Below are 12,237 nucleotides of genomic sequence, written 5' to 3' on the forward strand. Positions count from 1 at the left end.
TGCCCGCCCGGGTACGCGAACGGTCATAGTGGACAGGGAAAACGTATACGCGACGAGGGGAGCATTGTGGATCACAGTGCGCTGTTGACCGACGCTTTCGACCGTATCCAGGAGACCGTGCACGAGGCGCTGTCCGAATTACCGTCTGACGCACTGACCTATCGGGTGGACGAGGACGCGAACACCATCGCCTGGTTGGTCTGGCATCTCACCCGGGTGCAGGACGACCACGTTGCCGGGGTCGCGGGCACCGAGCAGGTGTGGACGTCGGGCGGGTGGTGTGAACGATTCGACCTGCCTTTCCCGGTGGCCGCGATCGGGTACGGGCAGTCGTCCGCCGAGGTGGCGAGGGTGACGACCGCAGCCGGACTTCTGCTCGGATACCACGATGCGGTCCACGACCGAACCGTCGACTACGTCCAGTCGATCGGTACGGACGACCTCGATCGCATCGTCGACGAGAACTGGGAGCCGCCGGTCACTCTCGGCGTGCGGCTGATCAGCGTGATCTCCGACGATCTGCAGCACGCCGGGCAGGCCGCGTACATCCGCGGACTCTACGAACGGCGCTGACCCGGCCCACGCTTCGGTTCGTTGTCGGCGAGCCAATTTTCCACTCGCCGCTGTGAGCGCCGGCTCACCCGCTGCCGGACCGCCGGGCTCAGTCTCGCCGCACCGTGCAGCGCACCGTTTCCGACGAGAGCCAACGGTACATACCAGGCCAGTGTGGCTGGCAGTCCCAGCTCCCGCATCCCGGCCTTGCCGGAGAACAGGCGCTGGATGCTGAGGAGGCGTTGCCGGTTGATTCGGCGTCGCAACGATTGGGCACGGTCGTAGGAGAAGTTGCCCCAGGATTTCTGTAGTGCGTCTGCCAGAATCCGCGAGTTGTCGTCCGGCCCGGGCGCGAACATCCCGATCTGGCACATGTTCCGGCGCCCGGTGTTTTCGTCGTCGACCAGCCAGTGGTCGTCGATGCCCATCAGCCACCCGATGTACCGCCACAGGTGCATGACGTCGCGGCCCTCGTCTGCGGAGACCCACACGCCGAGCGACCGCAGGCCGATGAGGAAGGTCGTCGAGAAGAGCGCGAGGGTGCCGGCCTGATCCGACTGATTGATCGGCATGCCCCATTCGGCGACATCCCAGTCCTCGTCCCGCAGCAAGCTGTGGTTGACGAACGCATGCATCAACCGGACGTGCACTGACAGCTGCCAGCCCTGCCGGTCGCGGTCCATCCCGCCGGGGAGGACGCACTCGTACCACCACCGGACCGTCTCGGCGACACGCGCACCCGCTTGATCGCCGACGAGCCTGCCTGTGGACACGAGCTGTCGGGTGGTCGCCGAGCTCCGGTACCCGTTCATCAACGAGCCCGTGGCGAGAAGATCGAGCCCTGTCATGCCGCTACGGAGGCAGACGGCGGCTCCTCGCTCGAGTCGTGCGTCGTCCACCCAAGAGGGCCGGTGATCCACCGAGTCGAAGAAGGCGGCGAGGGGCGCCGCGGGGTCCTCCACGTCGGTGATTCCGCGGGACAGAGCGGTGGTGAACTGCGCCATCGTCACCGTCTTGTCGACGAGGATGGCCTGCGCGAGCGCCGCACCGAGCTCGTCCTGACTTGCCACCGCCCGGGCGTGACGGTCCACCTCGACGGGAGTCGGTGTCGTATCTCCGTGGGTGAGCAGTGACAGTGCCCGCATCGACCGGCGACCCCACTCGACATCACGGGCGAATCGGCGGGGCGGGACGAACTCGGACACGGATTCCCGGGTCTGCATTCCTGTCATGTCGATGAACTCGATTCGGGGCGCGTAGGTACTTCCGACCAGCCCTGACGGCTGCTGAGTTACAGTGCACACCACCAAAACGGACGGGTACAAGTCGCATTGAGGCGCAGAAGGGACCGGTCGAGGCAATGGGCACTGGCCAGCGGAAAGGTCCTTCCCAGCAGCGTTCACACGCGATGGTGGCACGCATCTTGTCGGCCACTGGTCAGGTTTTGGAAGCCAAGGGTTACGCCGGGTGCAGCACCGGCGCCATCGCAGAGGCGGCCGGTATCTCGAAGGGTTCGGTATACCAATACTTCGCCAATAAGGACGAGATCATCGAGGTTCTCCTCGACGGAATTCTCGACGAGACGACGCGCACCTTCGGGGAGCACCTCGACCGATCCGTCGGGCAGGGCACCTTCCTGCGAGACCCCGCTCTCCAGGGGCAACTCCTGGCCGTGCTGGATAGCTATCGCGGGATACTCGCGCCTCTGCTCAACGACGCTCCGCACCTCGGATTGACGCATCGTTCGGCACGCCTCGAGGAGCGCTGCCGGGACCTGCTGCGCACGTACGTCACGCTCAATCCGTCGGCGATTGCTCCCGGCGTGGATCTCGAATCGCTGCTGCTGGTTCTCACGGTCAGCTACCGAGCGGTGAGTGTCGAGTACCTGCGCCGAGACCTCCGGGAGCGCCGCAACGAGCTGGCGGCGGTGTTGTACAACATGACGATGGGCGGCCTGGCAGGCGGAAAACTCGGCGGGCTGTAACACAAAGGGGCCCTCGAGAGAAATACCAGTTGAGCCCCGTGGCGCTGTCGGACCCCGACCCGGCAGCGCCAGGGGCTTTCTCCTTGCCGCAGCCGCAGCCGCAGCCGCAGCCTCAGCCGCAGCCGCAGCCGCCCGTCGAACGACTACCGACGCCGCCCGGCAGGTGCACCGGGCACCTCTATCCGAACGACTCGCTCCAGCGCCCGCAGATCGCTCTCGATCCGCCGGAACAGCTGGTACACGCCGATGAACGCGAAGATTCCGCCCAAGCACAATGCTCGAACCGTCGCATTGACGGCGTCGCTGGGATCGCCGCCGACGAAACTGAGTCCGGCGACTCCGATCAACGGCACCGCCGCCGCGACCGCGAGGTAGCGCGGCATGCTGCGGGCGAGGCTTCGGATGCCGCGGCAGTCGGAGCTGCGCAACTCGCCGTGCGACAGGAGGATCGGCAACAAGCATCGGACGGCGTAGAACGTGAGGATGAAGAACGGGTACGCCACCGCCACTGCGCCGCACACCGCAAGTGAGGCCAACACTTGCGTGTAGGCGCGGAGCGGTATGCCGCCGGCAGTGATCTGCAGGGCAATCGGGTAGGCGACCCCGGCCACCAGCCACAACGCGAAGCTGACTACGACGGCACGATGGCCGAGGGTCAGCGTGGCGGCGCGGGCTTTGCCGAGAATGCCGGAACTGTAGGTGCGGCCCTGGCTGAGACCACGCGGCACCGTGATCGACAGCCGACACCAGTAGAGGATGAGAACCGCGCCGAGCGGAAAGGCGACACCGCCGATGATCAGGTGGACCTGCTCGAGATTCTCCTGTGCCTCCGCGGGAAGCGCGGAGATGATCAGGACCTTGTTGTAGTAGTAGTTGTACCCCGCCGCCAGCAGGTTCGGGATTCCGATCGCCGCGAGCCCGATGGCCGGGGCATAGCGCCACATCGTCGCGCGCCGGCTTCCCGGCGTCGGGTCGACGAGATCGCGTGCGTGCGGGTCGAGGCACAGCGCGAACTGGCGGGCGAGCTTGCGTCCACTCGACCACCGATCCTCCCGGTCGGGTGCCAGTGACTTCACCAGGACGCGGCGCAGCGCCGCCGGACAACCGTCGGGCAACGGGTTCTGTTCGAGGTCCACACCAAGGCGTCGCGATTCGAGGAGCACGTGCGGTGACGGCGTCGCCTCTCCCGCCTCGCCGTCGGAGAACGGCCTGCTTCCGGTCAGCAGTTCCCACAGCAGGACGCCCAGTGCGTAGATGTCGCTCCGGGTGTCGAGGTCAGCTGCGGTTCGCGCCGCACCGGGGTCGCAGGCCTCGAGCTGTTCGGGTGACATGTACGCCACCGAACCGCCGACGAATCCTGCAGCGCCGGGCGTTGCCACATTGTCGCTGGAACTTACGTTGAAGTCGGCCAGTTTGGGCACGCCCTCGACACCGAGCAGGACATTCGCCGGTTTGATGTCGCGGTGCAGCACTCCGTGTTTGCACGCGTATTCGAGGGCGTCGGCGAGGCGTAATCCGATCCAGGCGACGGTCTCAGGCCAGGACAGGGCAGCGATCTCGCTGCGCACGCTGGAATCTTCGGGCCGCATCTCTCCTTTCTCGTCGAGGACACGGTCGATCGAATCGAGGAGAAGTTGCCCTGAGCGTTTGTCGGGGGGTGTGGCGCGCACCAACCGGACGACGTCCAGCAAGGTGCCGCCCGGGACGTACTCCATGAAGAGCAACCGGAGTTGGCGCTCTTCCAAGAGTCGCTGATCGAAAACGCGCACGATGTACGGATGGTCGAGTTGGGCCATCGTCTGCGGCTCGGTGCCGACGTTGCGCGAGATCTTGAGTGCTACCCATCGTTGCATCGAGTGTTGCCGGGCGAGGAATACCCGCGCGAACGCTCCCCGGCCCAGCTCCCGGACGAGTTCGAAATCCTCGAGCCGGGCTCCGACATCGAATGCGTCGCCCACCGTCGGCTCCGACGTGCGCGGCTGCCGATGCGAATCCAGTGTGAGTAGGCCCTCGAAGCGGTTCGCCTGAGTGGGGTACGCCTTCAGATAGTCGTCGGCCTCCACCTTGTCGCCGCTGTCGCGTCGGACCCGGAATTCCTCGTAGAGGAGATCCGCCGGCAGCGGTTCGGCCAGGAGTTCGGGAAATTCGAGGCAATAGTCGGCGAGCCGTTTCGGCTGCCCCGAACGCAGCCAGCGGTATTCGAGATCCACCTTGATCAGTTCGACCAGTGCTGCCCGTCGAATGGCTGCCGTATCGGGAAGATATTCGCTGAGGGCAGCCGGGGAACCGGACGACTCCCAGTCGGCGACCAGTTGTTCGACGCCACTGTCCACGACGAATCCGCTGTCCGACGCAGTGACGGGCGAAGACGCGACGGCCGTGTCCGGTCCCAGTTCGGTGGGTGGGCCGGTCGCGACCGTCACGTCACTCGGCGGGCGATCGTTCATGGTGTTCGATTCGGGACACGGGGCGGGGAGCCACGGCAACGTGACTACTCTCAGGATATTCCGCTCGAGTCCGGCCGGTGGCGAAAGGCGGTCACGCGCTTCGCAACGGCAAGTGCGGGGGATCCTCGAGCACCGGATCGACGGGCTCGGACGGCACCGTGGCCAGGGCGGGGGGTCGCGTTCTGCCGGCGAAAACGGCCGACGCGACAAGGACCGGGACGTAGACGACGAGGTAGATGTTCTGCAATACCGGGGCGACGGGCCACGAGGGCGGGTACAGGAACAGGCCGATCACGATGAAGTCCGTGCTCCACCAGTACGGCCATGCCGCGGTCGCGGCGAACAATCCAGCCACGGCGCACCACCAGAGTCGGCTCACGGTCAGCGCGCGGTGCACCAACCAGACGAGCAGGGGAATCAACCACACCCAGTGATGACTCCAGGAATACGGCGACACCACGGCCATGGTGAGGCCGCTGAGGGCAACCGCGAGGAGGTGCTCACCGCGCTCGTACAACCGCACCGACACCAGAATGCTGACAACGGTGATGGCCGCGGCCAGGACGAACCACAGCCACAGCGGCGCCTGTCCGTCGGTCAGCCGGGCCAGGGTGCCACGCAGAGACTGGTTCGACGGATGTCTGTTGTCGGCGATGCGGGTCGAGTCGAAGAACGTGCTGGTCCAATACTGCCGCGAATCACCGGGGATCACCGCCCAGGCCACACCCACCGTCGCGAGAAAGGCCGATATGGCGACGGCAGCCGTACGCCACTGGCGCAAGGCCAGGAACACCAGCACGAAATACGCAGGAGTCAGCTTGATTCCGGCGCTGATCCCCGTCCCCACTCCCCGCAGCCGGCTGGAATTCGGCCGGGAGAAATCCCACAGCACCCACAGCATCAGCACCAGATTGATCTGGCCGTAGAACAGGGTTGTCCGTACCGGCTCGAGGAAAGTGCACGTGAGGGTCCCCAGAGCCGTGACGAGCAGCAGGTAGGGGGTGATCCGGTAGCCGAGGATGCGGCAGCACAGCACGATGCACGCGGCGAGCACGAACAGATTCAGTGCCATCCACAGATCGTCGACGTAGGCGCCGGGGATCCGCTCGAGCGGGACGAAGGCGAGTGCCGAGAACGGGGTGTAGGTGTACAGCAATCCGAGTACGACGGGGCCACCGTAGAGCGGCAGGTCGTGCTGCACCCGCCACCCACCGTCCCGGTACACGTGGAGGTCGGCGCCCCCGGCGAACAACCCGATGTCCGGGGTCCACGGATCGATGGGGCCGAGCACCAAGGCGGCGGCCACAGTTGCGCTCACCACCAACCCGATCACGAGTGTCAGGCTGCGAGGTAAGGGAACACGGTCGCCTGCCTCCGACCCGGCCATGCGCGTCCCCTCTTCTTCTCCCGCCCCGAGGTACACGCTAACCGGCGAGGGTCGGCGGCTTCGGTAGCGCGGGCGGGGCAACCGGATTCGTTATCCATCTGTATCGGCTCCGAGACGCCGTGACCCGAGCTGCGCGCAGGCAGGGGGGGTTGACGGCACCCCCAGCGAGTGAAACTCTGAACTAGATGGTTCAGCATTCAGCTCTCGACACTTCGTTCGCCGCACTGGCCGACCCCACGCGACGCGGAATTCTGCAGAGGCTCGGCAGGGGCGCCAGCACGATCAGCGATTTGGCAGAGCACTTCGAGATGACCCTTACCGGCATCAAGAAGCACGTGCACCTGCTCGAGGTTGCGGGAATGGTCGTGACGGAAAAGCGCGGGCGGGTGCGGTACTGCATGCTCGGCGCAAATCCCCTCGAGCGTGAGGTGGCCTGGATACGGGACTACCAAACGTCCCTCCAGAGCCGACTGGGCCGTCTGGATGAATTCCTCACACGAACGGAAGGCACCTCATGAGCACCTCCACTCCCCCCACGGCTGCGACGCTCACCACCCCGGAGGACCGCGAAATCCGCGTCGAGCGCATTTTCAATGCCCCGCGCGAACGGGTGTGGGCAGCTTTCACCACCCCCGACCTGCTGGCACAGTGGTGGGGCCGCGGAAATCGGCTCGACATCGAGCGCTGGGAATTCGAGCGCGGTGGCCACTGGCGTTTCGTCGAACACTCCGAGGGAGACACCCATGGATTCGAGGGCCGGTTCCGCGAAATCATTCCCATGGAGCGCCTCGTGTACACCTTCGAATGGGACGGTATGCCCGGGCACGTCACGGTCGACCACAACACCTACACCGATCTGGGCGACGGTCGCACCAAACTGACGGTGGTCAGCCAGTTCCACACGCCCGAAGAGCGCGATGGCATGCTGCAATCCGGTATGGAAGGTGGCATGAACGAGAGTTACGCCGCCCTCGACGCGGTTCTGGCGCAGTCGACGTGGTGATCTCGCCGGTCGCTTGACCGGCCTCGGTCCTCCGGCCGGAGGTCGACCTCTCAATGGGCGTGCTCGATGGTCGACCGAGTGTCGCTGCTCGTCCTCCGCTGCCGACGTCCGAGGACCCAGCAAGCCAGGGTGATCGCGCACGTGAAGGTGAGGGTCGCGATGAGCTGGTTCCGCGCTGCGTCGTCGAACAGGGCCAGAACCGCCACGGCGGCGAGCAGGGCGAGAGCGACGTAGGACAGATACGGGAAACCCCACATCTTCAGCGGCAGATCGTTGCGGCCTTCTTTCTCGGCGCGGCGGCGTAACACGATCTGCGACACCGTGACGAATGTCCACAACACCAGAATCGTCGACCCGACTGCGTTGAGCAGCAGAGGAAGTACCCGATCGGGTGCGAGGTAGTTGAGAACCACCGTCACAAAGCCGAAGGCCACGGACGCGAGCACCGCGAGGCGGGGTACGCCGTTGCTCGATACCCGCCCGAAAATGCTGGCCGCGGCGCCGCGCTCGGACAGCGAGTAGATCATCCGTGAACCACTGAACAGCATGGCGTTGAGCGAGGACAGTAGAGCGATCACCACGACGACGGTCATCACCGCGCCGGCCCCGGGCACGTGCGCGGCGTTCAGCACCGCGACGAAGGGGCCCGAGGAGAGTTCCTCGGCAGTCCACGGCAGTACCGTCACCATGATGAGGACGGAACCGATGTAGAACACCAGGATTCGCCACACGATGGAGCGCACCGCCCGGCTCACGTTGCGGCGCGGCTCGGACGTCTCTGCGGCCGCGATGGCCATTACTTCGGTTCCGCCGAACGCGAACACCACGATGAGTAGTCCGGCAGCGATGCCGGTGACCCCGTTGGGGGCGAATCCACCGTGACCCGTGAGGTTGGCCAGCGCGGGAGCATCGAAGCTCGGAATCCAACCGAAGATCATCGCGGAGCCGATGCCCAGGAACCCGACGATCGCCGCGATTTTCAGTGCAGCGAACCAGAATTCGAACTCACCGAATCGGGAGACACCCGCCAGGTTCACGGCGGTCAGCACACTCATGTAGAAGAGCGCCGCCGCCCATTGCGGCACCGCCGGTATCGACGCCGCGGTGATGGCCGCCGCAGCGGTCGCCTCGGCGGCCACCACGATGACCACCTGCACCCAGTAGAGCCAGCCGATCGTGCGCCCCGCGATCGGCCCCATCGCCTTCTCGGCGTGGACCGAGAAGGCGCCGCTGTCGGGGTCGGCTGCCACCATTTCGCCCATCATGCGCATCACCAACACGACGAGAAAGCCGGCGATCAGGAAGGACACGAGCACTGCCGGACCGGCGACGGCGATCCCGGCGCCGGAACCGACGAACAACCCGGCCCCGATCGCGCCGCCCAAGCTCATCATCACCAGCTGTCGTGGCTTCATCGCCTGCTGAAGTCCGCGGGTGACAATGTCTTTCGTGGGTGCAGGCGGTGTCTTCACCACTGTGTCGTGAACTGTGTTCATGGGGTCTCCCAGGACGTCAGACGAGCTGATCGAGAGCGATCTCGAAGGCGGTACCGGCAATCCCGGTCGGCTGCTGTGATCGCGCGTGGCACCGCTCGAGGGCAGTCGCCACCGTGGTGGACACATCACCGAAGATGGCGTCGTCGGACACCTCGATGTCGCCCTCCATCAGCAAAGCGAACGCTCGGGCCATGCCGCAGTTGGCGATGAAGTCGGGCACCACCGCCACACTCTTGTCGGCGTACTCGTAGGTGGGGCCGTAGAAGATCTCGTCGTCGGCGAAGGGCACGTTGGCCCCGCTCGCCACCACTTCGAGGCCGCCGTCGATCAACCGGTCCACCTGGTCGCGTGTCACCAGGCGGGACGCCGCGCAAGGAAGGAACACCTCCGCACCGACGCTCCAGATCGTCTCGTTGATGTCCGCGAAAGGCACTGCGCCGGGAGCGTTCAGCTCGTTGCCCGACCTGGTGAGGAACAGATCGCGGATCTGGTCGAAGTCGTAGCCGTCGGTGTTCGACACCCCGCCGTTGCGGTCGATGATTCCGACGATGCGGGCGCCGGACTGGGCCAGGTAGTAGGCGGCGGTGGCCCCGACGTTGCCCCAGCCCTGCATGATCACCCGCTTGCCGGTGAGTTCACCGCCGTAGACGCGGTAGTAGTGGCGCACCGACTCCGCGACGCCCCAGCCGGTGATCAGGTCGGATACCGTGTACTTGGCCTGCGGATCGGGGGTGAAGCGCGGATCCTCGACCACCTTCGCGACACCGAGCCGGAGTTGCCCCACCCGCTGCACCCGTTCCCGGTCGCTGGCCGCGAAGTGTCCGTTGACGACGCCTTCCTGCGGGTGCCAGAGCCCGTAGCTCTCGGTGATCGGGACGACCTCAGCCATCTCGTCTACGTTCAGGTCGCCGCCGGTGCCGTAGTACGCCTTCAGCAGCGGGGTGACCGCCTTGAACCAGCGTCGCAACACCTCGTCCTTGCGGGGGTCCGTCGGATCGAAGTCGATGCCCGACTTGGCGCCGCCGATGGCGGGCCCGGAGACGGTGAACTTCACTTCCATGGTCTTGGCCAGGGACTCCACTTCCCGGCGGTCCAGGCCGCGCCGCATCCGTGTTCCACCGCCGGCAGCGCCCCCACGCAGGGAGTTGATCACCGTCCATCCGCGGGCGGATGTCTCGGTGTCGTGCCACTCGAAGACGATCTCGGGGGCCTTTTCTTCGAATCGGGTGAGCAGGTTCTTCATGGCTTCTTTCGGGAGTCGGACGGCCTGGCAGCAGTGCGATCGAGCCGTTCCCTCGATCAGCACCCGCTGTTACGGCGATCACTGTGGCGGGCGCCACTCCCATGCCGCAAGCAGCCCTGCAGCACGTAGCCAGGATGAACATCACCACGACAGGTTTTCGGTGTTTTTCTAGGCAACGTGCCCGGCAAACTCAGCGATCGACGTGCTGATCGGTGGCCCGGTACGCGGGAGCCTTCGCCGAACCGCGACGGTCGAGGGTGCGCAACAGCGGCATCGACCGATACGGAACGATCACGGAGAGCACCATCACGCTCGTGGACCGCGCGACGACGCTCGATTTGTTCAGATCGATCAATGTCTGCTGCAAACCGAGATGTGATTGGGCCGCGACCCGGCAGAGGATGTCGCCCGAACCGGTGGTCGCGAAGGCTTCGAGCACACCGGGAATCGACTCGAGTTCCGACGTCACCGAGTCGAGTGCGCCCTGCGCCGTCTCGAGGGTGACGAATGCCTGCACGTCGAAACCGGCAGCCGAAATGTCGATATGCGGCTCGTAACCGGCGATGATGCCCGACTCCTCGAGCTTGCGTACCCGCGCCTGAACGGTGGCTCGGGCCACCTTGATTCGACGCGACAGCTCCAGCACTCCCGCCTTCGGGTCGGCGTGCATGGCGTCGAGCAGCGCGAAATCGAGCTCGTCCAGCTGCACGGCATCCTTCATGCGTACACCACCTCCGAGGCCGGTCAACTAGGCCGACTGTATAACAAATCGCGCGATCTGCTCCTCGAACGTGGCACTACGGCTAGGAACTCCTGGCTCGGTTGCCTACGACGGCGGAGTGGGTTTTCGTGGTGACGCAGGCGACAGTCCCGGCTCACCGGCCCACGAAAGAGGAAGACTCCGATGACGATCGAACAGACACTTACCGACAAGGAACGTTTGGCGGATCTCGATCTCGATCAGCTCAGGCAGTTGGTGGGTCTGGTGGAGTATGACTCGGCTGCGGATCCGTTTCCGGTCAGTGGTTGGGATGCGGTCGTGTGGGTGGTGGGCAATGCCACCCAGAGCGCGCATTATTTCCAGTCGGCGTTCGGAATGACTCTGGTCGCCTACTCCGGGCCTACCACCGGTAACCGTGACCATCACAGTTTCGTTCTCGAGTCCGGGGCGGTCCGGTTCGTGATCAAGGGTGCCGTGGACCCGGACAGCTCGTTGATCGAGCATCATCGCGTCCACGGTGACGGTGTCGTGGACATCGCGCTAGCGGTGCCCGATGTCGACAAGTGCATTTCGCATGCCCGGGCGCAGGGTGCGACCGTTCTGGACGAACCCCATGACGTGACCGATGAGCACGGCACCGTTCGTCTGGCGGCGATCGCGACCTACGGCGATACCCGGCACACCCTCGTCGACCGCAGCCGCTATACCGGGCCGTATCTGCCGGGGTATGTCGAACGCACGTCGACGCACCGCAAACGGGACGGTGCCCCGAAACGGTTGTTCCAGGCCCTCGATCATGTGGTCGGCAACGTCGAACTGGGCAAGATGGACGAGTGGGTCGGCTTCTACAACCGGGTGATGGGCTTTACGAACATGGCGGAGTTCGTGGGCGAGGACATTGCCACCGATTACTCCGCGCTGATGAGTAAGGTCGTCTCGAACGGCAATCATCGGGTGAAGTTCCCGCTCAACGAGCCGGCGATCGCGAAGAAGCGGTCGCAGATCGATGAGTACCTCGATTTCTACCGTGGTCCCGGTGCCCAGCATCTGGCATTGGCCACCAATGACATTCTCACCGCCGTCGATCAGCTGACCGCCGAGGGTGTCGAGTTCTTGGCCACCCCGGATTCGTATTACGAGGATCCGGATCTGCGGGCCCGGATCGGGAACGTGCGTGCCCCGATCGAGGAGCTGCAGAAGCGCGGGATCCTCGTCGACCGCGACGAGGACGGGTATCTGCTGCAGATCTTCACCAAACCACTCGTCGACCGTCCTACCGTTTTCTTCGAACTCATCGAACGCCACGGTTCCCTCGGTTTCGGTATCGGTAACTTCAAGGCCCTCTTCGAAGCCATCGAGCGAGAACAAGCCGCACGCGGCAACTTCTGACACGAGTGACCAAGT

11 protein-coding genes are annotated in these 12,237 nt (G+C 65.1%); 5 read left to right on the top strand and 6 right to left on the bottom strand.

Annotation, left to right across the window (positions count from 1 at the left end):
* The first annotated feature begins 66 nt into the window (after positions 1 to 66).
* Positions 67 to 573 carry a DUF664 domain-containing protein gene (locus HYG77_RS17445; RefSeq protein ID WP_208960031.1) on the top strand — a complete coding sequence of 169 codons (507 nt, stop codon included), beginning with the start codon at positions 67 to 69 and terminating at the stop codon, positions 571 to 573.
* On the opposite strand, the gene HYG77_RS17450 is transcribed toward HYG77_RS17445, so the two are convergent.
* The gene (locus HYG77_RS17450; protein ID WP_208960032.1) at positions 558 to 1,784 is read right to left on the bottom strand and encodes an oxygenase MpaB family protein; all 1,227 of its coding nucleotides are present in this window, start codon (positions 1,782 to 1,784) and stop codon (positions 558 to 560) included. The two genes, HYG77_RS17445 and HYG77_RS17450, sit on opposite strands and share 16 nt — an antisense overlap.
* A gap of 176 nt (positions 1,785 to 1,960) precedes the next feature.
* On the opposite strand from HYG77_RS17450, the gene HYG77_RS17455 reads away from it, so the two are divergent.
* Positions 1,961 to 2,536, top strand: coding sequence for a TetR/AcrR family transcriptional regulator (locus HYG77_RS17455; protein ID WP_244372922.1), 576 nt, complete (start codon positions 1,961 to 1,963; stop codon positions 2,534 to 2,536).
* 143 nt (positions 2,537 to 2,679) lie between these two features.
* On the opposite strand, the gene HYG77_RS17460 is transcribed toward HYG77_RS17455, so the two are convergent.
* Positions 2,680 to 4,983 (bottom strand): serine/threonine-protein kinase, encoded by a 2,304-nt coding sequence (locus HYG77_RS17460; protein WP_208960034.1) that lies wholly within the window; start codon positions 4,981 to 4,983, stop codon positions 2,680 to 2,682.
* Positions 4,984 to 5,074: 91 nt separating this feature from the next.
* Positions 5,075 to 6,370, bottom strand: coding sequence for a glycosyltransferase 87 family protein (locus tag HYG77_RS17465; RefSeq protein WP_208960035.1), 1,296 nt, complete (start codon positions 6,368 to 6,370; stop codon positions 5,075 to 5,077).
* 185 nt (positions 6,371 to 6,555) lie between these two features.
* Here HYG77_RS17465 and HYG77_RS17470 point away from each other — a divergent pair, with 185 nt between their 5' ends.
* Positions 6,556 to 6,888 carry a metalloregulator ArsR/SmtB family transcription factor gene (locus HYG77_RS17470; RefSeq protein ID WP_208960036.1) on the top strand — a complete coding sequence of 111 codons (333 nt, stop codon included), beginning with the start codon at positions 6,556 to 6,558 and terminating at the stop codon, positions 6,886 to 6,888.
* Complete coding sequence (locus HYG77_RS17475; RefSeq protein WP_109334447.1) at positions 6,885 to 7,373, top strand: SRPBCC family protein; 489 nt, start codon at positions 6,885 to 6,887, stop codon at positions 7,371 to 7,373. The genes HYG77_RS17470 and HYG77_RS17475 overlap by 4 nt, the downstream gene beginning before the upstream one ends.
* Positions 7,374 to 7,423: 50 nt before the next feature.
* On the opposite strand, the gene HYG77_RS17480 is transcribed toward HYG77_RS17475, so the two are convergent.
* From HYG77_RS17480 to HYG77_RS17490, 3 genes are all read right to left on the bottom strand, one after another.
* Positions 7,424 to 8,788, bottom strand: coding sequence for an amino acid permease (locus tag HYG77_RS17480; protein WP_208963427.1), 1,365 nt, complete (start codon positions 8,786 to 8,788; stop codon positions 7,424 to 7,426).
* Positions 8,789 to 8,885: 97 nt separating this feature from the next.
* Positions 8,886 to 10,112 (bottom strand): Glu/Leu/Phe/Val dehydrogenase, encoded by a 1,227-nt coding sequence (locus tag HYG77_RS17485; RefSeq protein ID WP_208960037.1) that lies wholly within the window; start codon positions 10,110 to 10,112, stop codon positions 8,886 to 8,888.
* Between the two features lie 190 nt (positions 10,113 to 10,302).
* Positions 10,303 to 10,833, bottom strand: a complete 531-nt coding sequence (locus tag HYG77_RS17490; RefSeq protein ID WP_109334445.1) for an Lrp/AsnC family transcriptional regulator — start codon at positions 10,831 to 10,833, stop codon at positions 10,303 to 10,305.
* Positions 10,834 to 11,016: 183 nt separating this feature from the next.
* Between HYG77_RS17490 and hppD the strand changes: the two genes are divergently transcribed.
* Positions 11,017 to 12,222: a 4-hydroxyphenylpyruvate dioxygenase gene (gene hppD / locus HYG77_RS17495; RefSeq protein ID WP_208960038.1), complete on the top strand. Its 1,206-nt coding sequence runs from the start codon at positions 11,017 to 11,019 to the stop codon at positions 12,220 to 12,222.
* The last annotated feature ends 15 nt before the right edge of the window (positions 12,223 to 12,237 follow it).

The organism is Rhodococcus sp. ZPP, from assembly GCF_017656075.1.
In the GTDB taxonomy this organism is placed as follows: domain Bacteria; phylum Actinomycetota; class Actinomycetes; order Mycobacteriales; family Mycobacteriaceae; genus Rhodococcus_F; species Rhodococcus_F oxybenzonivorans.